We start from the raw sequence: 20177 nt of genomic DNA, 5'->3' as shown, positions 1-20177 counted from the left end.
ATCTGACAGTAGCGAGCCAGCCGTTTCTTGCACATTTTAATGACCTGCTTGGGAGTCTTTTGTGATTTCTTAGCAAAGACCTCTAAAATGAGAATGGCGTCCGCATCGATATAGTACATAATCCGCCACGTTTGTTTAGATCATTAATCCGAATTTCATGGCATCCATTATCAATGCTGGCATGGGCCGGGAATCCGGCATTTCGATTGTTTCTCCTCGTTGGAGTTTTCTAAGCAGAAAACCAGCACGAAGTCGAGCGTCCTTGGAGAACGGAGGCGTCTTTACCTCCCCATGGAGCCAAACCAACGGTTTATCATCTTGTGACAAATATTAATATGTCATAAATGACATTTATAAACAAGTAATTCAGATGTACGGGTGGCTAACAAGCAAATTAACCTGATGTGGTAGAATCCCTCCCATATTTCCTGCCCTTGTAGTTCCAGTTCTGACTGTTAAATTGAGGATTGAATCACCACGCAGGGTATTTGCAGCGTCGTTATACCCACTTCCCGGGGTTATGAAATCAAATCCATACCTATTCGTTGTATTTCTTCCAATAGCTTACGATACTAGCTATAGATTCTACCTAAAGTCACACAATTATGGATAAAGCTAAACTCAGAAAGGAAGTCCAAGATTTGCTAGAAGATCTGCCCGAGGATGCTGAGTGGGAAGACTTGATGTACAAAATTTACGTTCGGCAGTCCATTGAGAAGGGTTTAAAAGATTCTGAGGAAGGGAGAATCGTATCTCATGAAGAGATAAAAAGGAAATTTAAAATCGCTACATGAGAATCCTCTGGACCGAGAGGGCCGAAAAGCAACTCGATCAGATCTACAGTTACATAGCAACTGATTCTCTTCTCTACGCCCATCGCACCATTGATCAAATCATTGAACGGGCTGAAAGCCTTTCACGGAATCCCCGAAAAGGAGTGAAAGTCCCTGAATATGCCGATGAAACAATAAGGCAAATATTGTACCCACCCTATCGCATCATCCATTTGATCAAGGAAGATGAAAACACTATCGAGATTTTAAGTGTACTACATACCTCACGTGAGATGCCCATTGAGCCTGAAAAGATGTGAGCATAACAAGCAAATTAACCTGACGGGGCCGGGTCCATTCAAGACCGGCTTGCTTGCGGTTCCCGGAATGTCTGTTAAATTAGAACTGTAGTCTCCCGCAGGTTATTTGCAGCGTCGTTATACCCACCACAATAATTGCCTTGTCCTTCCGGTTCTCTTTCGTAATACTTAGATTTAAAAGAATTAAATTCCAATTCTATGATTACTGACATAAAAGAGATTGAAAAATCTGCTCTGAATTTGGATAGGAGGGATAAAGCACGTCTGGCTGATCTACTCTTGAAGAGCATCCATGGCGATATTGATCCCGATGTCGAGCAAGCCTGGATTCAGGAAGTACAAAAGAGAAAAAAAACGCTGGAATCCGGAGAAGCTTCCTTGCACTCTGCTTCAGAGGTTTTAGATGAAGCGAGAAAACGTATTCAAAAGTGATAATAAAATTTCATTCGGAAGCCAGAAAAGAATTTTTTAAAGCTGCTGATTATTACGAAGAGCAAGTAGTTGGCCTTGGGGATGCCTTTATCAATGAGGTAGAGAAAGTGTTTGACGTGATTGAACAGCATCCATCATCAGGAACCAAGATAACGCCATCCGAACGAAGGTTTTTAGTTTCCCGATTTCCATATGGTGTTATTTACTCAGTAGAGGATGATCTAATTAAAATATTTGCCATCATGGATTTGAGACAAAAGCCGGGTTATTGGAAACCTCGTACATAAGTCTCCTGGGGTATAACCATCGCATGAACCTGATGCGGACTTGCTGTTCTAGAAGGGTTCAGTCAGATTTAAAGAAACATACTTGTGTAGAGTTATAAACTCCGCACAGGTTATACTCCACACGGTCGTTAGGTGGCTTTGTCAAATTTTACCGTTTAAAATAGCAGAGCTGCTAAAAATTGTTATCCCATTTAATGCTTATGTTGCTAGCGTATCTTCACATGTGCCATTCCACGACGTATCAGCTAGTGATTTAACGGAAAAGCAACTACGGTTTTACCCGATTCAGCTTTTATTGAATTATATTAGTGCTTTTAAAAACAATTTTAAAGACAAATAAATCCCTCCCCCTTGAATCTGGGGGGAGTATTTACAACCAACTCAACTAATAATAGGTTGGTTATATTTAGTTTTTGCTTTGCTCTGCTTCATTTCCATTCTGGCCTTGTCTTTCTCCCATCTCGCGGTCTAGTAAGTACAGTCCAGAACCTTCTTCTCCAACTAATTTTAGTTTATCAATAATATCGTGCACCATCTCCTCTTCCTCTACCTGTTCATCAATGAACCAATGTAATAAACTTTCGAGCGGATAATCGTCTTCCTCTCTGGCAAGCTTATACATCTTGTGGATACGTTTAGTAATATGCTGCTCCTGTTCAAGAGCCAATTCGAACGCTTTCCGCGGAGAATCAAATTGCACTTTTGGTTTTTCAATATCTTGTAATATTGGTCGCCCGTCTCTTTGAATCAGGTGATTATAGAACTTCATGGCATGTTCTATTTCCTCTTGCCACTGGGCTTTCAGCCAGCTTGCAAAGCCACTGAGGCTTTTTTCTTCAAACCACGCCGACATTGCCAAATAAGCATACGCCGACTGAAACTCTTCTTGAATCTGATTGTTTATTTCTTCTTCTATATTTGACTTAATCATAGTATTAAGTTTTTATTTTCAATTAGTGGCTGGTTTTTTATCTGTCGAAAACATACTATTATACTACTAAATTGTCCTATATATACTTATTATTAAATACATTGTGTGACTCTATTGAAAGGACATGTGTAATCTCAGGCATTAAAAAATGCTTACTATTACTTCCAAAAGTCCCAGCCACCTAACAAGCGCGTCAACGGCGGACAGGCTTCGCCACCTCCTTGCCTCCCTTTCATATTAGTTAATCTTTCGTTTTAAACGAAATCGACATTCTGGCGCCTGCCGGTTTCGCGCTGGGCCGTTAGCCGTATTAATCTGTCGCCCATCTATACTTTTTTGCTGTTAATTTCGTATTCTTATGTTGGCAACGAAGTTATAACACAGGAATAGCATTCATGATTAAAAAACTGCAAAATATTGGTAACAGCCGAGGTATCATCTTGGAGAAAGCTCTTCTCAAACTTCTCAAGGTTGAAGAAGACGATAAGGTGGAAATCATTCCCCAAGACGAAGGACTTCTTATCAAAAAAGTGGATGCCCAATCGGCCTACAGGGAAGTCAGCAAAAAGCACCGCAAATCCCTTGATAAGCTGGGTGAGTAATGAACGATCCCTCCTTTCTATCCCTGGAGGATATTCTGTTTATCCACAACCAGGAAATTCAAGCTGCCGGGGGAGAGCCCAACATCCGGGATAATGATGGCATCAAGGCATGCGTCGAAGCTCCCAAAGCCAGCTTCAGTGGAGAGTATCTGCAGGACCTATTCGGCATGGCCGCCAGCTACATTGCTTGCCTGACTACCCGACATCCCTTCGTCGACGGTAACAAAAGAACAGCCTTGGCTTCTGCCTTGACCTTTTTATATCTGAACGGATATGGAGTGGAGGAATCCCATGATGAAGAACTGGCTGATCTGGTGTTAGACTTCGTGACCAAGAAAAAATCCAAGGAGGACGTCGCCAAGCATCTTGCTGCCCACGTCTCTCTAAAGGATTAAATACGACTAACCATGCAAATTAACTGACGTGGCAGATACGCTTTCACCCCCTTTCCTCTTGCGGGTACTCTTCAATCTGTTAAATTAAATTCTTAGTAACCACGCAGATTATTTGCCACACGTTAGACCATTTATCCCTCCTCATTGCCTATCAACCAAATAAGTAATACTTTAGTATCACTATGAAGACAGAAATCGTCACTACCCTCAAGCGTCACGCAACCAAGCTCCTGGAAGAGCTTCACGAAGAAAAGGAACCGGTGCTAATTACCGAGCATGGTAAACCCTCCGCCTATCTCGTAGACGTGGAGCATTTCGAAGAAATCCAGAGAAAGTTAAAACTCCTGGAGGGATTGGCTCGGGGGGAAAAAGCTATTCTCGAAGGACGGGTGGTCCCTCATGAAAAAGCCGAGGAGCGAATGGCTCGATGGCTCAAGTAATTTGGACGGAACCGGCTCTTCAGGAGTTGGATGAAATTGCGGATTACAGCTCTTTGGACAATCCCAAAAGTGCAAAAAATCTTGTCCAAGAGGTTTTCAGTAAAGTTAAACGACTTAAGCGTCAGCCCGACAGTGGAAATATTCTTCAGGAGATTCCAGACTCCATCTATCAACAAATGATCGTATCTCCATGCCGTATATTCTTTCGGCATGAAAAAGAATCAGGCCGGGTCTTTATCATCCACATCCTACGGTTTGAGCAACTGCTTTATCTTAAGACACTGAAGGCCAGATAAATGGTCTTACCAGCAAATCAACCTGACAGGGAAAAACCACTTCCTCTACAATGCCTTGCGGTTCCCGGAATGTCTGTTAAAGGGCAATTGCAGTTCCCCACAGGGTATTTTCTACACGTTAGGTGGCATTTAACTTAGACACAAAATGTTAATGACTCCTCTACTTTTTATTGCTGGTTTAGCCTTTCTAATTTTGGGAGCAGAAGTGTTGGTCCGGGGAACATCAAAAATAGCGGCTGCCTTGGGAATTACCCCACTTATTATCGGTTTAACAGTCGTAGCATTCGGAACGAGTGCGCCGGAATTGGCCGTCAGTATCAATGGAGCTCTGTCAGGTCAGGCGGATATTGCCCTGGGCAATGTCGTAGGTAGCAGGTTCAATACTGGCAACTGAAAACATCATGACAGACGAACTGCAGCGCGCCATAAAAACACCCGGTGCCATTTTAATGGGACTGGGGTCCATCGTTGGAACTGGGATATTTGTCAGCATTGCCATTGCCACCCAGGTATCCGGCAATGGAATTGTAATCGCTATCATCATAGCTGCCGTTCTTGCCACGTTAAACGGTCTCAGTAGTGCGCAGCTTGCAGCGGCTCACCCAGTAAGCGGAGGCACCTACGAATACGGAAATAAGTTCATCAATTCCTATTTCGGTTTTACCGCGGGATGGATGTTCCTAATCGCGAAATCAGCCTCGGCGGCTACCGCTGTGCTGGGCTGCGTGGGCTACCTCTTATATGCCTTCAACAGCGAATTGTCCAATTGGGGTATGGTAGCCGTCGGCCTCCTGATGCTTCTCATCATGACCTATCTGGTCTCCGGAGGAATCAGCCGCAGCAACAGGGCAAATAAATATATTGTATCCGTAACCCTGATCGGCCTTGCCTCACTGGTAGTTGCCGGGCTATTTGTCAATGGCCTGCCAACGCAGCCCATTGCCGACGCCGCTACCGACATTTCAGTTTCATCCATTCTATATGCTTCCGCCCTGATGTTTGTAGCCTACACGGGTTATGGACGTATTGCCACGCTCGGCGAAGAGGTGGCTGAGCCTCGCACGACCATACCCAGAGCCATAATCCTGGCTATGGTGTTTATAGTGATCTTGTATCTTGCCGTATCGCTTACCGCACTGCAGGTAATGGGAGCCACAGCGTTTGGTCAGACGGTGGAGGGCGAAGCGGCTCCACTGATGATGGTAGCCCAGGTATTGTCGGTGCCGGTAATCGGGCCGGTGATTACTCTGGCTGCCATAACTGCAATGATGGGCGTACTGTTGAATTTAATACTTGGTCTCTCCCGCGTAATACTCAGCATGGCTCGGCGTAGCGACTTGCCCGGCTCTTTGGCATACATCGATTCCGGCACCAAAAGTCCAATGTATGCCGTTTGGATGACGGGAGCAATTATTGGGATACTTGTATTGAGTGGGGACGTTGTATTCACATGGTCTTTCAGTGCGTTTACCGTTCTCATCTATTACGCCATCACCAACCTCTCCGCCTTTGTAATGCCGGAGGAGTTGCGATTGTACCCGCGTTGGATTCCGGCCATGGGCTTATTGGGATGTCTCTTCCTAACAATCTGGATTGAACCCCAAATTTTCATCACGGGTATAGCGCTGATTGCCATAGGGCTTCTTTGGCACTTCATTACCATAAGGATCACAAGCTGACACCCTTAGGAGGCTGCATAGAGAGGAAACCCGAAACAAGAAAAAGCTGAGATGACAGATAAACGGAATATATACGATGAGAATATTGAAGTTCCCATAACGGACGAAGATCGTGCCCTGATTCTGGAGCACACCTTCATTGATCCGGAAATCGAGCAGCTATTGAACCTGGCTGTCCAACATGGAACCAAATATGTGGTCAAAATGACATTGGGAGATCTGGATATTCTTCTTGGCCATATTGCCGCAACCGCGAATCACGCGAAAAACCAAAAGATCGAGAAGGAAATGGATCGGATTTATTGGGAGTTGAAGGAGATTGAGGATAGAGAAGTATAACATACAGAGGCCGTTGATTCCCCCGTTTCCACAAGACACTGCAATGGGACAATTGTAAAGGAGTCATAAAGGGACCCCTCACCTGCGCCTGGCCCGGAGTAGCATTTCCCAGGGAATTCGCTCATATTACCATTTTCTGTCCCATGCCATGCCTTGAAATTCTACACAGGAAATGCATTGCAAGGAAGGAAGGCGGATAACAGATCACATTGGAGGCTCAAGTTGAAAAATTTTATACTACTCATCGTCCTGCTTGTCGTCTGTACCACCATAGGCACTATTTTGGGAAGTCAGGTTGGTGGATTCATCGTCGGAGTGGTCCTGGCCATCGTGTTGGCCAAGCGAATTGCCTCGGCCGGGCGATAGCAAACCGCATGACCAGGGCTTCACCCTGTTACCGTACATAATTTTTAAAGAAGTTCCAGGAGAGAAAATTCATCATATGAGAAACATTCTGTCCATCCTGATTTTCCTCATCGCCTTTCCCGCAGGCGCTCATGCCCAACAAGCCAATGTAGAGAAAACGCTCTATGGAGTGCAGGCGGGATTTCTAGGGATATGGGGACACAACGAATACCGCCTTTCGAACGCCATCGCCCTGCGCAGCGAAGTGGGACTGGACACAGAACTCTTTGGAGGGAGCATCTATGATCGAACGGGCTATGTGTTCACGCCTGTCCTATCCCTGGAGCCGCGATGGTATTACAACCTCACGAATCGCCTCCGCAAGTCACGAACCATTGCCAACAACAGCGGCAACTTCCTGTCTGTAAAGACCAGCTATCACCCCAGCTGGTTTGTAATCTCGAATTACGACAACATTCGCATCGTCAGTGATATTTCCATCATCCCCACGTGGTCCATTCGGAGAAGCATTGGGAGGCATTTCAACTTCGAGGCAGGCTTGGGAATCGGATACCGGTACATTTTTGCCAAACAGGCCGGCTATGCCGAAAACGACAGCGAACTGGCTGTGAATCTAAACCTTCGGATAGGCTTCCATTTTTAGTTGAAAGTACCAGGGGCATCACGCCAACATTGATTAAATGCCCCCCTCTTCGTTATTTGATTTCAAAATCAAATAGATCGCTCCAATATTCGAGCGACCGCCTCAACCTTGAGTAGGCCAACGCCATGAACGATCCCCAGCGCCAGTTACTCGCCGCGGCCGTATGCATGGTGCTTCTGGCGGTGGTATTTCTCTGTCCCTGGCGCGTGCAATCCACAGAAGAGCTCAGGTGGAGTCCCATCTACCAGCAGCCCCTCGTCTTCGTACGCTCCTATGATCGGGCGGTCGGCGCCGAGGGCGGCTACCGGATTGCATCCGAGGAGGCCTCCATTGCCTACGAACTGCTGGCCCTGGAAGTGCTTGCTCTTGGGGTAGCAGGTATTATGGGCTATGTTCTGCTGGGCAGCCGCGAGGATGAAGACGTATCGCTCTCGCCCGAAGGGCCTTCAAAAAACGACGGGGATTCCGCATGAATTCCGATGTAGATGCTTTCCTGCGCAATGCCGAAAGCTGGCAGGACGAATTCCGCAAGCTGCTGGAGAAACCGGGACCGAACACGCAGTCAGGACGGGTGATCCGCTTCCAGAGTGTCGACGAAATTACGGAGGTAGAGGAGATCCTGCGCACCTATATCGATGAGGCCATCAAGCTGGAAAAGGCCGGCAGGGAAGTGGACTTTGAGAAAAACCGCATCCCCGACTACCCCCATTTCAACGGGGCCAAGCAGTCGAAGACCCGCTCGCGGCGCATCAATAAGCATCGCGATAAGATCTTCGAAGGCAAGGGCATGAACGAATGGTGACTGGTATGACCCGACCCTGGATACGAACCTTGGAGCAGGCCAGGGACATCTGGCGGAGACATGTGGAAAATAAATGAGGGAGACGCCTGACTTGAAATCCCTTGCTTTTCTCGCGGTATACCGTAAGATTGCGGGCAGCGGACACGAGTCCCCCATTCACGATACTTTCGCACCAACCCATCCCGGCCATGTCTGACACGCCCGACCGAAACGATCCCTGCCCCTGCGGAAGCGGACGCAAGTACAAAAACTGCTGCATGGAAAAGGAGCGTTCATCGCTGAAATCCAACCTGGGGGTTATTGGACTGATTATCGCGATTATACTGGGCATCTACTTTACCAGTATTGCCCTTTCAGGCGGCGACAATGCGCAGGACTGTCCGCCGGGCGAGCAGTGGTCGGCCACGCACCAGCACTGCCATTAAGCCCCTACCATACCCACAGACTTAAACTTCCTCCACCGTTCCTCTTGCATATCATCCCGCATTACTCTACTTTGAATTAGAAAGTACTTTGAACAAGACAAACCGCAATGGCTGCAGAACGGGACTACGGAAAGGATATCGCGGAAATCCGCACCATGATGGAGCGCTCATCCAGGTTTATGTCGCTCTCCGGGCTGGCGGGGGTGATGGCGGGCATCTACGCCCTGGCGGGCGCCTGGGTGGTGCACAGCGTTTATGATTTTAATCCAGACGCTCTCTTTTATACCGCAACAGGACCCGGCAGCATGTACGCCGACATGCCGAAGGTCGCCTTCGTGGCCCTGCTGGTAATGATTCTGGCGGTGAGTACCGCCATCTTTCTCTCCTACCGCAAGGCCAAACGCAGGGAGGAGACCTTTTGGAACGCCACCTCCCGCCGGCTGGTGGCCAATATGGCGGTGCCCCTGGCGGCGGGTGGTGTATTGGCCGTCATTCTCTACGCCAAAGGAGTCATCGGGCTGATCGCCCCGGTCACGCTGCTTTTTTACGGGCTGGCCCTCTATACGGCGAGCAAATTTACCTACGACGACGTGCGGGTGCTTGGACTGATACAGATCGCACTGGGGCTGGCGGCCTGTTGGTTCGTGGCATACAGCCTGCTGATCTGGGCCGTCGGATTCGGGGCGGTCCACATCCTCTACGGATCCTACATGTACCTCAGGTACGAGCGGTGAACCGTCTTGAACCCTATTCCGATGGTTAGAAACGTATCCTTTAACGACCTGCACAAGGCTTTCGAGAGCCGCATACGCCTGGGCATCATGTCCGCCCTGGCGGTAAACGACTCACTCGACTTCACCTCACTCAAGGAGTATCTGGATGTAACCGACGGCAACCTGGCCAGCCACCTGAAGACCCTCGAGAAGGAAGAGTTCATCGGGGTGGACAAATCCTTCGTCGATCGCAAGCCCAACACCAGTTATTATATGACGGAGGAGGGACGCGATGCTTTCGAGAGGCACCTGGCGGCCCTTGAGAAGATTATCGAATCGCAAAAATAGAACGGCACCGGAACCGCAACTTTTTTTACATCAATACTTTGAAAAACAAAGTACTTTCCAACACTCACGCCCTCTCTGCCAAAGAATCCTGAACCCTAAAATAGCCGTACCAACCATGGAATCGTCCTCCCAACACAACCTGTCAGGTGAGAATCTCACCGAAGCGCTGGTCGCCTTCGGCCTGGCGACCGCGGCCGCCGCGCTTATCAAGCTTCCCGAACTTTTCGGACTCCAGCTTGGAGAACACGAAGGATTCTACCTACGCAACCTCTCCCTCTTTGTATTGCCCCTGCTGACCGTCTACTTCGCGTGGAAACGCCTGCACGACACCCGCATTCTACCCTGGCTGGCCGCGGCCTTCGTAGCGGCGGGCGTCTTCGCCAACGTCTATCCCTACGTGCCGCAGGGCGACACCACCGCCATCGTGACGCTGCATATTCCCGTGGCACTCTGGCTGGTGGTGGGTATCGCCTACGCCGGGGGACGCTGGAGCAGGACGGAAGGGCGCATGGACTTTATCCGCTTTTCGGGCGAGCTCGTGATATATTACGCGCTCCTGGCGCTGGGCGGAGGAGTGCTGACCGGATTCATGGCCTTGATTTTCGGCACCATCGACGTGGACATCGAACACTTCTTCGAGTCGTGGCTGCTGCCCTGTGGGGCGACCGGCGCCGTAATCTTCGCCTCCTGGCTGGTGGAAAACCGACAACACGTCATGGAGAACCTGGCGCCCCTTCTGGCGCGGATTTTTACGCCGCTCTTCTCCCTGGTGCTGCTGACTTTCCTGGGCACCCTGCTGTGGACCGGACGGGCGGTGGATATCGAACGGGAGGTGCTCATCGCCTTTGACATGCTGCTGGTGCTGGTCCTTGGACTCCTCCTCTATTCCATCTCCGCCCGCGACCGCGAAGCGCCGCCGGGCATCTTCGACTGGCTGCAGGTGGGACTGGTTATTGCCGCCTTGATGGCTGATGCGGTGGCGCTCTGGGCCATAGGGGGACGTATCAGCGAATGGGGATTCACGCCCAACCGCACGGTGACTCTGGGACTCAACCTGATTCTGCTGGTGAACCTGGCATGGTCGGCCCTGCTCTACGTGCACTTCCTGCGCGGGCGCGGCAATTTTGCCGAGCTGGAGTCCTGGCAGACCCGCTACCTGACGGTTTACGCCGTCTGGGCCGCAGCCATGGTGATCGCCGTGCCGCCGATTTTCGGATTTGGCTGAGGCGGAACCTACTTCAGGTCGAAGCGGTCCAGGTTCATCACCTTGTCCCAGGCGGCTACGAAGTCATCCACAAACTTTTCTTCGGAGTCCGCGCTACCGTAGACCTCCGCAAGGGCGCGGAGCTCGGAGTTGGCGCCGAAAACAAGATCTGCACGGGTGGCCGTCCACTTCACCTCGCCGGAGTCGCGGTCGCGTCCCTCGAAGACCTTGCGCTCATCGGTCCTGGGCTTCCATTCGGTGCTCAGGTCGAGCAGGTTCAGGAAGAAGTCGTTGGAAAGGGTGCCGGGGCGGTCGGTGAAGACCCCGTGATCGGAGTCGTCGTAGTTGGTGTCCAGCACCCGCATGCCGCCCAGCAGCACGGTCATTTCAGGCGGGGAAAGAGCGAGCAGCTGCGACTTGTCCACCAGCAGCTCCTCGGGCGTGGCCTTGCGCAGGCCGGGGTTGTAGTAGTTGCGGAAACCGTCGGCTTCGGGCTTGAGCCACTCGAAAGACTCCTCGTCGGTCTGTTCGGCCGAGGCGTCGGCACGTCCCGGCGTGAAGGGTACGCTCACGTCGTGTCCGGCATCCTGGGCCGCCTGTTCGACACCGGCGCAGCCTCCCAGCACAATTATGTCGGCCAGGGAGATCTGCTTGTCGCCGGACTGCGACTGGTTGAACTGCTCCCGGATTTCCTCCAGGGTGTCAAGCACCCTGTCAAGCTGCTCGGGCTTGTTCACCTCCCAGTTGTTCTGGGGAGCCAGGCGCACCCGCGCACCGTTGGCGCCTCCGCGCATGTCGGATCCGCGGTAGGTGGAGGCCGACGCCCAGGCGGCGGAGACCAGCTCGGAAACTGTAAGGGCGGAGTCGAGGATCTTCTCCTTCAGATCGTCAATGTCGTTCTCGTCCACCAGCTCATGGTCCACCTCGGGGATGGGATCCTGCCAAAGCAGGTCTTCCTCCGGAACCTCAGAACCCAGGTAACGCGATTTGGGTCCCATATCCCGGTGCACCAGTTTGAACCAGGCGCGGGCGAAGGCGTCGGCGAACTCGTCGGAGTTCTCCCAGAAGTGTCGGCATATTTTCTCGTACTCCGGATCCACCTTCAGGGCGAGGTCCGTGGTCAGCATCATGGGCGCGTTTTTCTTGTCGGAATCGTGCGCATCGGGCACGGTCTCCTGCGCCTCCTCGTTCTTGGGCGCCCACTGGTACTTGCCGGCAGGGCTTTTGGTCAGCTCCCATTCGTAGTTGAAGAGGTTCTCGAAAAAGCCCATATCCCATTCGATCGGATGGTCGGTCCAGGCGCCCTCCAGTCCACTGGTGATGGTGTCGGGGCCCTTGCCGGTGCCGTAGTCGTTGGACCAGCCCAGTCCCTGCTGCTCGATGGGAGCTTCCTCGGGATCGGGTCCGTTGTGCTCCTCGGGAGCCGCGCCGTGCACCTTCCCGAAGGTGTGTCCCCCGGCAATCAGGGCCACGGTCTCGTAATCGTCCATGGCCATGCGTTTAAAGGACTGGCGGATAAACTTGGCGGACTTGGCAGGATCCGGCTCGCCGTTGGGTCCCTCGGGATTCACATAAATGAGTCCCATATGGTCTGCGGCCAGGCGCCCCTCCAGGTTGCCGTCGTCGTCGTGGCGCTCATCGGCCAGCCATTCGTTCTCGGGTCCCCAGTTGATATCCTTCTCGGGTTCGAAGACGTCCACGCGTCCTCCCCCGAAGCCGAAGGTTTCGAAGCCCATGGACTCCAGGGCGCAGTTCCCGGCGAGAATCATAAGATCGCCCCAGGAGAGCTTGCGTCCGTACTTCTGCTTGACGGGCCAGAGCAGGCGGCGCGCCTTGTCCAGGCTCACGTTGTCAGGCCAGGCGCTCACGGGCGCGAAACGCTGGTTGCCCGTGGCGGCACCCCCTCGGCCGTCGGCCACGCGGTAGGTGCCTGCGCTGTGCCAGGCCATGCGGATGAACAGCGGCCCGTAGTGTCCCCAGTCAGCCGGCCACCACTCCTGGGAGTCGGTCATTACGTCGAAGATGTCCTCCTTGACCTCCTTCAGGTCCAGCTTCTGGAATTCCCCGGCATAGTCGAAATCCTCTCCCATCGGGTCGGACTTGGAGGTGTGCTGGCGGAGGATGTCAAGATTCAGCTTGTTCGGCCACCAGTCGCGGTTGGCGGTGCCGCCGCCTGCACTCTGGCGCTGCGAACCGTTGTGAAAGGGGCATTTGGAGATATCGCCTTCCATTTCCTGTGCGTGGCTGTTCTGACCGGTATCGTTACCCATGGGATCGTCGGAGTTTGGTTGGTTTTCTGGATCCTTTTTTGCAAGTGATTAATTATATGAAATATTCGCTGACTTGTTGATTGTTTCTGGCTATGAACCGTATTCCTTCTGGTTATCACGCGCAGGCCCCGGCGCGTGCAAGGCAGTGGGTGTTTCCCGGAAGGTCTCCAATATGTATTTTCTCCAACTGGAACCATTCGTATGGTCATCCGAAAAGAAGAACCAAAAGACCACGGCGCCGTCCGCGCCTTAAACACCGCCGCCTTTGAATCCACCTCAGAAGCGGCGTTGGTGGAACGTCTGCGCAGGGAAACCGAACCCACGATCTCCCTGGTCGCCGAGGAGGATGGAGAAATTGTGGGACACATCTTCTTCTCCCCGGTCTCCATCGACGGCCACCCTGAGCTGAAAGCCATGGGACTGGGTCCGATGGCGGTGCTTCCCGGCCGCCAGCGAAGCGGCATCGGAGCTGGGCTGGTCAAAGAGGGCCTTCAGAAATGCCGTGAGCTGCAGGCCTGTGCCGTGGTGGTGCTGGGACACCCGGCCTACTATCCGCGTTTCGGCTTTGTACCTGCACATCATTTTGGACTTTCCTGTACGTGGGAGGTACCCCCGGAGGCCTTCATGGCCCTTCAACTCACGGCCGGCTGCCTGGAGCAGGTCTCCGGAACCGTGCGCTACCATCCCGCTTTTGCTGATGCCTGACGACCATAAACCAAGATTGATGAAATCACGCCTGCTGGGGATGGTCTTTCTTATTGGCGTTATCAGCCTTAATATGGGCATCGCCCTCTCGGCCGAGCCCTTCCTGGCAACGGCTGTCTATACGGTACTTCATCACCACAGACTAAAATCTTACCAAGACCTGTAGGAATGATAACTCCCAACATCATAGCACGAATCACCCTCGCCACACTCCTGCTGCCTGCACTCCTGGCTGGATGCGGGGACAACCAAAACACGCAAAAGCAGGATTCGGACTACGCAGGACAGCAAGTTCGCGATATTAAGGCAATGACCGCCGAGGAGGTGCGGGGCTACCTGGAGGGAGAGGGCATGGGACTCTCCCTGGTGGCCGAACTGAACCACTACCCGGGTCCCCGCCACGTGCTGGACCTGGCCACGGAACTGGAGCTTACCGAGGCGCAGCTCACCCAGGCAGAGGCTCTTTTTGACCGCATGAAGAATCGCGCCGTCGCACTGGGTGAGCGCTACGTTGCGGCCGAGCGGGAGCTGAACGATCTCTTTGAGAATGGCGGCGCCACCTCATCCAAGGTTGACTCCCTGCTCACCGCCATTGGAGGCCTGCAGGGACAACTCCGCGCGGTACATGTGAAGGCACATATCCAGATGAAGGAAATCCTCAGCCCGCAGCAGATCACCCGCTACGACCAAATCCGCGGCTACACCGGGGAGGGCGAAGAGGACGCCTCCCACGAGCATCACCGGCCGTAAACAGTCGGCTATCGTTTCCATCCAAACCACACGGTCATGGATCATTCCCAGGAACCCCCCGCCTACTACAACCTCATTGTGCTGGCCATCTTCGCCGTCCTCTTTTTCTACTTTCTCTACGAGCTGGCGCATGAGGGCAACATCCTGCTGGACGCCGCCCTCATGCTGGTCTGCGGGGGCTTTGCCATCCGCAACTACATCAAGTGGAAAGAGAAGATGAATGAGCATATTTATTAGCCATGTAACTGCTCGGCCATAGACGAAGGCTTCCTCCCTCGAAGCCGCAATCGGACCGTAGAATTGTTTTAGTACCGCAAATGATGTAATATCTTGTATATATCCAGCCTGAATGCCGGTCTCCTCTCCACCGTCATAGGCCGGGAATCGCTGATCCGTTTATCCGACCCGATCAAGGTGAAGCTATACAACAAACTGTCCAGATTGAATGCGCTTCACGTAGCTGTGATATACGGCGTGGTTTCCGTGCTCTGGATCGTCTTTTCCGACCGCATCCTCCTGCAGCTGGTGGACAGCCCCGATGTCGTCGCCCGGTACCAGACCGTAAAGGGACTGGTCTTCGTCAGCCTCTCCACCCTGCTGGTCTACCTCCTGGTGAAGGCCAGCCACAACAAACTAAATGAGACGCTCCTGGAGAAGGAGGTGCTGCTCTCGGAGATCCACCACCGCGTTAAAAACAACCTGGCCCTCATCTCAAGTCTCATCCAACTGCAGGCCTACCAGGAGGAGCACAAGCGGACCTCGGACACCCTGCTCAAGAGTGTACGGCGAGTGGGGTCCATTGCGCTGGTGCACGAACACGTCTACCAGTCGGAAAGCCTGGCGAATATTCCCTTCGACGAACTGGTGCCCGGACTGGTGGAGCTGGTCACTCAACATTTTCAGCTGTCGGAGGGCAACCCATCGCTGCAGGCCGAACCGGTCCGTCTCAACGTTACGCAGGCGGTCTCCTGCGCCCTCTTCCTCAACGAAGCGCTCAGCTATGTCTGCCAGCAGAGCAATACCGGCAGCCGGGAACCCACTCTTCGCATCGTACTCACTCGCGAGGAGGACTCCACCGTCATGGAGGTCCATTCGGATTCCCCGCCCGGCGAGTTTCCAGCGGACCCGTCCGACTACCAGATCCTGGAGCTGGAATTGCTGGAACTCCTATCCCAGCAGCTCGACGGTACCCTACGCATTCATATGGATGACGGGCTGCACATCTCCGTTTCGTTTGACGGCAGCAAGGATTTCCGGGGACGCGCCGCCCATCACAACATCTGACCGCCTCAGGCCCGCCGGCCCCTTGCTTTTCCCGCTCTGAACCGGCAGATTAGGCGGTACAGATTGGCACCTGCTCATTGCCAAGGACAATCAATGCCAAACCCCAATCCATGCGCCACCGAATCCCAACCCTCCTTGCCTGCCTCTCCCTGATCCTCCTGCTGGCATCCTGCTCCGGCGAACCGCCGTCCGACGACGAAGAGACCGCCCGCGCCGGCAACCCGGTGATCGAGGGCTGGTACGCTGATCCAGAGGCCAATATCTACGGGGACACCTACTGGATTTTCCCCACGCTGTCGGACTATTACGGCGAACCTGACACCCTCACTGGCTTCAGCGAGGAACAGCTGGCGCTCCGCGAAAACGCCATCAACGACCAGTACCTGATGCAGACCTGGTTTGACATCTTCTCCTCGCCCGACCTGGTGAACTGGACCAAACACGAAAAAGTACTGAAGCTTACCGACGTCTCCTGGGGCGCCTACTCCCTCTGGGCCCCCTCCGCCATCCAGGCCAACGGACAGTACTACCTCTTTTTCGGGGCCAACGACATTCAGAGCAACACCGAGCCGGGCGGCATCGGCGTGGCGGTGGCGGACCAGCCCGAGGGGCCCTATCGGGATGCCCTGGGCGAGCCGCTCATCAGCGAGTTCCACAACGGCGCACAGCCCATTGACCAGTTCGTCTTCCGCGACGACGACGGACAGCACTACATGTATTACGGTGGATGGGGACACTGCAACGTGGTGAAGCTGAGCGATGACCTGCTGAGCCTGGAGCCTTTTGAGGACGGGGAGATTTTCAAGGAGGTCACCCCGGACAGCTACGTGGAGGGCTCCTTCGTGTTCAAGCGCGACGGGCGCTACTACTTCATGTGGTCGGAAGGCGGATGGACGGGACCTGACTACAGCGTGGCCTACGCCATAGGCGACTCACCCACCGGACCCTTCGAACGGGTGGGCAAGATCCTGGTGCAGGATTCCACCGTGGCACGCGGGGCGGGACATCACTCCGTGATCAATCCGCCCGACTCCGACAAGTGGTACATCGTCTACCACCGCCGTCCACTGGACACCGACGATCCGCACCACCGGGCGGTCTCTATCGACCGGATGTACTTCGACGAGGAAGGCTACATCGAGCCGGTGCAGATGACGTTTGAAGGCGTGGAAGCGCACCCGCTGGACTGAATATCCTAATGCTGATCCAAACGATGCTGCCATGAACATCCTATCGCGACTCCGTTCCGCCAGCCTTCTCGCCTGCACCGCCTTCCTGCTGGCCGCAGGCGCCGCCTCCTGCCAGGACGCCTCCTCCGACGTCCGCTGGCTCATCGACGTGCTGGAGCTCAAGCAGGGCTCGGTGGTAGCCGACGTGGGCGCCGGGGACGGCGACCAGACCCTGCAGGTGGCCCACCATGTGGGACCCGAAGGCAGGGTCTTCAGCACGGAGCTGGGCGAGGAGTCGGTGGCCGAACTGCGCGAGGAAATCGAGGAGGCCGGCCTTGAAAACGTAACGGTACTCGAGGGACATCCCCTGCGGACCAACCTGCCCGAGGCGTGCTGCCAGGCCATCTACATGCGCCGGGTCTACCACCATATCACCGACCCGCCCGCCTTCAACAGAAGTCTTTTTGTATCGCTTCAGCCCGGCGGACGACTGGCCATTATTGAATTCACCCCGCGCGGTGAGGAGGCGGAAGCCGGCGGCAGGGCTTCCGGCAGCAGCCACGGTGTTACCGCTCAGACGGTGATCAAGGAGGTCACCGCCGCCGGCTTTGAACTGGTCGACGACAAACGCACGTCCGGACGCGATGTCTACCTGGTGTTCCGCAAGCCGGCCGAAGAAGAGCAGGATTAGCTCTTTTCCATTCATACCTTGCGATTCTGCTGAGGAAGGCTAACTTACGAGTTGTCTCGTTCCAACAGAGAGGCGGAGCTGTTTCGGCTTCGCCCGAACCAATTTTTTTCCTTATGAGATATCTCCTGGCAGCCGGTTCCGGATTTCTTCTGGCCGCTCTCCTGCTCACCGGCTGTAGCTCCGGCGCACCTGACGGACCCGTACTCTCAGAGACCACCGTCGACGGCCGTACCGTCACCGAGATCAACCTGGATGCCATCCCGGAAGAGCCCGTGGAAATGGGACTCTCCGAGTTTTTCGAAGGGATGAACGTGATCCGGCTTGAATCGGACCCGGACGCCCTGGCCATGAATGCCCAGCTCTATTTTGCCGACGACTTTATCCTCCTGGGCACCCAGGGCAGCGAGGCGGCCCGCCTGCTGCGCTTCGACTATCAGGGTAACTACCTGAACGAGATCGGGGCTGCGGGCCAGGGACCCGGGGAGCACTCCGGGAATATGATCAACAACCTGGCCTACTATGAGGATGACAACACCGTGCTCGCCGACTTCGGCGCCCTGGGCGAGCCGGCCCAGCTCTTCCGGCCGGACGGCACCTTTCTGGATGTGGTGCGGTGGCCTTACCGGCTCATGAGCAACATCCAGCGGCTGTCTGCCGACACCTATTTCTCCTACGAGGGTACCGCCGGCCGGCCACGCTACCCCCGCGACTCCCTTAAAATCGTGTTCTACGAGTCTGACGGGACCGTCACACGGCGCATCGATCGCTCGGTCTATCCGCCAGAAAACACCACCGAATATACGCCCTACGGTTCCGCCTCCTCCGTCACCTACAACGGGGAGCACAAGATCTATTATCCCGAAGATCATACCATCTACCGGGTGGGAGACGGCGAGCTGATTCCCGATGCCGTAATCCGGCCCGGAGAGAACATCAGGCCCTACAATAAACTGATGTCACCGGAGGAGGTGGAAGGCACCTACGACCTGGAGCTACTCTCGGAGACCGACCGCTACTGGCTCATTAAAAAATCGACCATCAATGAGGTGGAGATCCAGGAGTTCACCAACCAGCCCGGCCGGTACAGCACCAGGATCAGCGACTCGCAGGAGGAGCTGCTGGTCATCGACAAGGAGACCGGCGAGGGACGCGCCGTCGTTTTTACCGACGACCTACTGCACATGCTGCCCGAGATGTTTTCCAAGCGCCTCCCCCCATGGCAGGAGGGCTACGGCGCCTACCTGGCAATGAGCGCGGACATCTACCTGAAATTCCTTCGGGAATCGGAACGCATCGACCGACGCACACCCGAGGTACAGGAGAAATTGCAGGTGCTGGACGACCTCGAGCCGGAAGACAACTACGTTATCTTTCGTTTTCCATTCCAGGGCATGGGGGATTTCCAGGAGGCGGCCGGTTCTTCGTAACTCCTCCGCAACGCCATACGTAACCCAGCTATGGCCAAAAAGACCTACACGGATTCGGAAATCGCTTCCATTCTAGGGAGGGCGGCGCGGCTGCAGGCCCAGCGCAACACCTCCGACGGAGAGCAATTGACCCTTGAGGAAATCAGAAAGGCGGCTGCGGACGCCGGTATCGACCAGCGGTACGTGGATCTGGCAGCCTCCTCCTCGCAAGACCATCGCCCCTCCTATCTGAACATCCCCACCGGGGCAGGACGCACGCAGTTTGTCCAAGGCTCCCTCACCGACGCCACCTGGGAGAAGATGGTCGCCCTGTTCGCCCGCGAATTCGGGAAGCCAGGCAAAAGGCGATCCGAGGGTTCAAGACGGGAATGGATCAGCGGCAAGCTGCAGATCACCGCCGAGGAGATCGACGGGCAGACCGTAGTGAATGCCCAGACCGGCTGGGAGGATGAACTTGAAGGGCCGATGGCGCTATCCGTTATAGGATTCATAGCCGCACTGGTTACCGGATTCGTCGCCGTGGTAGGCGAGCAGTTCCTGTTCGGATTGGTGGCAGCGCTGCTCACCGTACTGGTGGTCGCCGGTTTCTCAGCCTACCACGTTCAGACATCCCGCAGGAGAGATGACTACTGCGAACGCTTTGAAGCCGTATTGGACCGCTGCGCAGACTTGCTCCTGGCCGACGATACGCATGAAGGATCTACCGGCCGGAAAAGCGAGTGGCAATCATCCGGCGGCGAGCTCGACCTGCCGGCAGAGGAGGAGACAGACAATCCTGTAACCCGGAGTGGAAAGAAATCCACCAGGAGTTGAGACGGTCCTATACAACCGGGAACGCCCTCTCCACTTGTTCCCTATCCTGTTGACTTGCATATTGAGACCAGTA

28 protein-coding genes are annotated in these 20177 nt (G+C 54.1%); 26 read left to right on the top strand and 2 right to left on the bottom strand.

From position 1 onward, the window contains the following. Nucleotides 1–605: 605 nt before the first annotated feature. From U5K31_10680 to U5K31_10665, 4 genes are all read left to right on the top strand, one after another. Entirely contained in the window at nt 606–794 is a 189-nt protein-coding gene (locus U5K31_10680; GenBank protein MDZ7773184.1) for a hypothetical protein, read from the top strand. Further along, nucleotides 791–1093 (top strand): type II toxin-antitoxin system RelE/ParE family toxin, encoded by a 303-nt coding sequence (locus U5K31_10675; GenBank protein ID MDZ7773183.1) that lies wholly within the window; start codon nt 791–793, stop codon nt 1091–1093. Before U5K31_10680 ends, U5K31_10675 begins: the two co-directional genes overlap by 4 nt. Before the next feature lie 198 nt (nt 1094–1291). Then, nucleotides 1292–1525, top strand: a complete 234-nt coding sequence (locus tag U5K31_10670; GenBank protein MDZ7773182.1) for an addiction module protein — start codon at nt 1292–1294, stop codon at nt 1523–1525. Beyond that, a complete protein-coding gene (locus U5K31_10665) occupies nt 1522–1812 on the top strand; it encodes a type II toxin-antitoxin system RelE/ParE family toxin (GenBank protein ID MDZ7773181.1) in 291 nt (96 codons plus the stop codon). The genes U5K31_10670 and U5K31_10665 overlap by 4 nt, the downstream gene beginning before the upstream one ends. Nucleotides 1813–2218: 406 nt before the next feature. Here the strand turns inward: U5K31_10665 and U5K31_10660 are convergent, their stop codons facing one another. Beyond that, on the bottom strand, nt 2219–2743 hold the full coding sequence (locus tag U5K31_10660) for a ferritin (GenBank protein ID MDZ7773180.1): 525 nt from the start codon (nt 2741–2743) through the stop codon (nt 2219–2221). Nucleotides 2744–3138: 395 nt separating this feature from the next. On the opposite strand from U5K31_10660, the gene U5K31_10655 reads away from it, so the two are divergent. The 13 genes from U5K31_10655 (at nt 3139) to U5K31_10595 (ending at nt 11016) form a co-directional block, all read left to right on the top strand. Further along, nucleotides 3139–3345, top strand: a complete 207-nt coding sequence (locus U5K31_10655; GenBank protein ID MDZ7773179.1) for a MazE family transcriptional regulator — start codon at nt 3139–3141, stop codon at nt 3343–3345. After that, nucleotides 3345–3740, top strand: a complete 396-nt coding sequence (locus tag U5K31_10650) for a type II toxin-antitoxin system death-on-curing family toxin (protein MDZ7773178.1) — start codon at nt 3345–3347, stop codon at nt 3738–3740. The genes U5K31_10655 and U5K31_10650 overlap by 1 nt, the downstream gene beginning before the upstream one ends. A 182-nt stretch (nt 3741–3922) precedes the next feature. Further along, nucleotides 3923–4180, top strand: coding sequence for a type II toxin-antitoxin system prevent-host-death family antitoxin (locus U5K31_10645; protein ID MDZ7773177.1), 258 nt, complete (start codon nt 3923–3925; stop codon nt 4178–4180). Then, the gene (locus U5K31_10640) at nt 4168–4476 is read left to right on the top strand and encodes a type II toxin-antitoxin system RelE/ParE family toxin (protein MDZ7773176.1); all 309 of its coding nucleotides are present in this window, start codon (nt 4168–4170) and stop codon (nt 4474–4476) included. Before U5K31_10645 ends, U5K31_10640 begins: the two co-directional genes overlap by 13 nt. Nucleotides 4477–4877: 401 nt before the next feature. Beyond that, nucleotides 4878–6155, top strand: coding sequence for an APC family permease (locus U5K31_10635; GenBank protein MDZ7773175.1), 1278 nt, complete (start codon nt 4878–4880; stop codon nt 6153–6155). Between the two features lie 51 nt (nt 6156–6206). Further along, a complete protein-coding gene (locus U5K31_10630; GenBank protein MDZ7773174.1) occupies nt 6207–6494 on the top strand; it encodes a hypothetical protein in 288 nt (95 codons plus the stop codon). Nucleotides 6495–6936: 442 nt separating this feature from the next. Further along, complete coding sequence (locus tag U5K31_10625; GenBank protein ID MDZ7773173.1) at nt 6937–7503, top strand: hypothetical protein; 567 nt, start codon at nt 6937–6939, stop codon at nt 7501–7503. Nucleotides 7504–7628: 125 nt separating this feature from the next. Further along, on the top strand, nt 7629–7976 hold the full coding sequence (locus tag U5K31_10620; GenBank protein ID MDZ7773172.1) for a hypothetical protein: 348 nt from the start codon (nt 7629–7631) through the stop codon (nt 7974–7976). Further along, nucleotides 7973–8305 (top strand): hypothetical protein, encoded by a 333-nt coding sequence (locus tag U5K31_10615; GenBank protein ID MDZ7773171.1) that lies wholly within the window; start codon nt 7973–7975, stop codon nt 8303–8305. Before U5K31_10620 ends, U5K31_10615 begins: the two co-directional genes overlap by 4 nt. A gap of 188 nt (nt 8306–8493) precedes the next feature. Beyond that, complete coding sequence (locus U5K31_10610; protein ID MDZ7773170.1) at nt 8494–8730, top strand: SEC-C metal-binding domain-containing protein; 237 nt, start codon at nt 8494–8496, stop codon at nt 8728–8730. Between the two features lie 107 nt (nt 8731–8837). Continuing rightward, the gene (locus U5K31_10605; protein ID MDZ7773169.1) at nt 8838–9464 is read left to right on the top strand and encodes a hypothetical protein; all 627 of its coding nucleotides are present in this window, start codon (nt 8838–8840) and stop codon (nt 9462–9464) included. Between the two features lie 21 nt (nt 9465–9485). Beyond that, nucleotides 9486–9791, top strand: coding sequence for a transcriptional regulator (locus tag U5K31_10600; GenBank protein ID MDZ7773168.1), 306 nt, complete (start codon nt 9486–9488; stop codon nt 9789–9791). A 115-nt stretch (nt 9792–9906) separates the two neighbouring features. After that, the gene (locus tag U5K31_10595; protein MDZ7773167.1) at nt 9907–11016 is read left to right on the top strand and encodes a hypothetical protein; all 1110 of its coding nucleotides are present in this window, start codon (nt 9907–9909) and stop codon (nt 11014–11016) included. 8 nt (nt 11017–11024) lie between these two features. On the opposite strand, the gene katG is transcribed toward U5K31_10595, so the two are convergent. Then, nucleotides 11025–13265 (bottom strand): catalase/peroxidase HPI, encoded by a 2241-nt coding sequence (gene katG / locus U5K31_10590; protein ID MDZ7773166.1) that lies wholly within the window; start codon nt 13263–13265, stop codon nt 11025–11027. A 201-nt stretch (nt 13266–13466) separates the two neighbouring features. Here katG and U5K31_10585 point away from each other — a divergent pair, with 201 nt between their 5' ends. The 9 genes from U5K31_10585 to U5K31_10545 all read left to right on the top strand — a co-directional run bounded on the left by U5K31_10585 (nt 13467) and on the right by U5K31_10545 (nt 20104). Then, nucleotides 13467–13970 (top strand): N-acetyltransferase, encoded by a 504-nt coding sequence (locus U5K31_10585; protein MDZ7773165.1) that lies wholly within the window; start codon nt 13467–13469, stop codon nt 13968–13970. Between the two features lie 19 nt (nt 13971–13989). Next, complete coding sequence (locus U5K31_10580; GenBank protein ID MDZ7773164.1) at nt 13990–14136, top strand: hypothetical protein; 147 nt, start codon at nt 13990–13992, stop codon at nt 14134–14136. Nucleotides 14137–14138: 2 nt separating this feature from the next. After that, complete coding sequence (locus U5K31_10575; GenBank protein MDZ7773163.1) at nt 14139–14720, top strand: periplasmic heavy metal sensor; 582 nt, start codon at nt 14139–14141, stop codon at nt 14718–14720. A 36-nt stretch (nt 14721–14756) separates the two neighbouring features. After that, nucleotides 14757–14957, top strand: a complete 201-nt coding sequence (locus tag U5K31_10570) for a hypothetical protein (GenBank protein ID MDZ7773162.1) — start codon at nt 14757–14759, stop codon at nt 14955–14957. A 93-nt stretch (nt 14958–15050) separates the two neighbouring features. Beyond that, nucleotides 15051–16004, top strand: a complete 954-nt coding sequence (locus tag U5K31_10565; protein ID MDZ7773161.1) for a histidine kinase dimerization/phosphoacceptor domain -containing protein — start codon at nt 15051–15053, stop codon at nt 16002–16004. Between the two features lie 110 nt (nt 16005–16114). Continuing rightward, nucleotides 16115–17194 carry a glycoside hydrolase family 43 protein gene (locus U5K31_10560; GenBank protein ID MDZ7773160.1) on the top strand — a complete coding sequence of 360 codons (1080 nt, stop codon included), beginning with the start codon at nt 16115–16117 and terminating at the stop codon, nt 17192–17194. 31 nt (nt 17195–17225) lie between these two features. Further along, the gene (locus tag U5K31_10555; GenBank protein ID MDZ7773159.1) at nt 17226–17864 is read left to right on the top strand and encodes a methyltransferase domain-containing protein; all 639 of its coding nucleotides are present in this window, start codon (nt 17226–17228) and stop codon (nt 17862–17864) included. 113 nt (nt 17865–17977) lie between these two features. Then, on the top strand, nt 17978–19291 hold the full coding sequence (locus tag U5K31_10550; protein MDZ7773158.1) for a 6-bladed beta-propeller: 1314 nt from the start codon (nt 17978–17980) through the stop codon (nt 19289–19291). A gap of 30 nt (nt 19292–19321) precedes the next feature. Further along, nucleotides 19322–20104, top strand: coding sequence for a hypothetical protein (locus U5K31_10545; protein ID MDZ7773157.1), 783 nt, complete (start codon nt 19322–19324; stop codon nt 20102–20104). Nucleotides 20105–20177: the final 73 nt, after the last annotated feature.

The organism is Balneolaceae bacterium (genome assembly GCA_034521445.1).
GTDB lineage: Bacteria > Bacteroidota > Rhodothermia > Balneolales > Balneolaceae > JAXHMM01.
The sequence above is the reverse complement of the archived record's forward strand: the minus strand, read 5'-3'. Positions and strand labels throughout refer to the sequence as shown.

Bases quoted from the DNA above. Each gene is read 5' to 3' on its own strand.
- U5K31_10680 (MDZ7773184.1), top strand. From the start codon at position 606: ATGGATAAAGCTAAACTCAGAAAGGAAGTCCAAGATTTGCTAGAAGAT.
- U5K31_10675 (MDZ7773183.1), top strand. From the start codon at position 791: ATGAGAATCCTCTGGACCGAGAGGGCCGAAAAGCAACTCGATCAGATC.
- U5K31_10670 (MDZ7773182.1), top strand. From the start codon at position 1,292: ATGATTACTGACATAAAAGAGATTGAAAAATCTGCTCTGAATTTGGAT.
- U5K31_10660 (MDZ7773180.1), bottom strand. From the start codon at position 2,743: ATGATTAAGTCAAATATAGAAGAAGAAATAAACAATCAGATTCAAGAA.
- U5K31_10655 (MDZ7773179.1), top strand. From the start codon at position 3,139: ATGATTAAAAAACTGCAAAATATTGGTAACAGCCGAGGTATCATCTTG.
- U5K31_10650 (MDZ7773178.1), top strand. From the start codon at position 3,345: ATGAACGATCCCTCCTTTCTATCCCTGGAGGATATTCTGTTTATCCAC.
- U5K31_10645 (MDZ7773177.1), top strand. From the start codon at position 3,923: ATGAAGACAGAAATCGTCACTACCCTCAAGCGTCACGCAACCAAGCTC.
- U5K31_10640 (MDZ7773176.1), top strand. From the start codon at position 4,168: ATGGCTCAAGTAATTTGGACGGAACCGGCTCTTCAGGAGTTGGATGAA.
- U5K31_10635 (MDZ7773175.1), top strand. From the start codon at position 4,878: ATGACAGACGAACTGCAGCGCGCCATAAAAACACCCGGTGCCATTTTA.
- U5K31_10630 (MDZ7773174.1), top strand. From the start codon at position 6,207: ATGACAGATAAACGGAATATATACGATGAGAATATTGAAGTTCCCATA.
- U5K31_10625 (MDZ7773173.1), top strand. From the start codon at position 6,937: ATGAGAAACATTCTGTCCATCCTGATTTTCCTCATCGCCTTTCCCGCA.
- U5K31_10620 (MDZ7773172.1), top strand. From the start codon at position 7,629: ATGAACGATCCCCAGCGCCAGTTACTCGCCGCGGCCGTATGCATGGTG.
- U5K31_10615 (MDZ7773171.1), top strand. From the start codon at position 7,973: ATGAATTCCGATGTAGATGCTTTCCTGCGCAATGCCGAAAGCTGGCAG.
- U5K31_10610 (MDZ7773170.1), top strand. From the start codon at position 8,494: ATGTCTGACACGCCCGACCGAAACGATCCCTGCCCCTGCGGAAGCGGA.
- U5K31_10605 (MDZ7773169.1), top strand. From the start codon at position 8,838: ATGGCTGCAGAACGGGACTACGGAAAGGATATCGCGGAAATCCGCACC.
- U5K31_10600 (MDZ7773168.1), top strand. From the start codon at position 9,486: ATGGTTAGAAACGTATCCTTTAACGACCTGCACAAGGCTTTCGAGAGC.
- U5K31_10595 (MDZ7773167.1), top strand. From the start codon at position 9,907: ATGGAATCGTCCTCCCAACACAACCTGTCAGGTGAGAATCTCACCGAA.
- katG (MDZ7773166.1), bottom strand. From the start codon at position 13,265: ATGGGTAACGATACCGGTCAGAACAGCCACGCACAGGAAATGGAAGGC.
- U5K31_10585 (MDZ7773165.1), top strand. From the start codon at position 13,467: ATGGTCATCCGAAAAGAAGAACCAAAAGACCACGGCGCCGTCCGCGCC.
- U5K31_10580 (MDZ7773164.1), top strand. From the start codon at position 13,990: ATGAAATCACGCCTGCTGGGGATGGTCTTTCTTATTGGCGTTATCAGC.
- U5K31_10575 (MDZ7773163.1), top strand. From the start codon at position 14,139: ATGATAACTCCCAACATCATAGCACGAATCACCCTCGCCACACTCCTG.
- U5K31_10570 (MDZ7773162.1), top strand. From the start codon at position 14,757: ATGGATCATTCCCAGGAACCCCCCGCCTACTACAACCTCATTGTGCTG.
- U5K31_10560 (MDZ7773160.1), top strand. From the start codon at position 16,115: ATGCGCCACCGAATCCCAACCCTCCTTGCCTGCCTCTCCCTGATCCTC.
- U5K31_10555 (MDZ7773159.1), top strand. From the start codon at position 17,226: ATGAACATCCTATCGCGACTCCGTTCCGCCAGCCTTCTCGCCTGCACC.
- U5K31_10550 (MDZ7773158.1), top strand. From the start codon at position 17,978: ATGAGATATCTCCTGGCAGCCGGTTCCGGATTTCTTCTGGCCGCTCTC.
- U5K31_10545 (MDZ7773157.1), top strand. From the start codon at position 19,322: ATGGCCAAAAAGACCTACACGGATTCGGAAATCGCTTCCATTCTAGGG.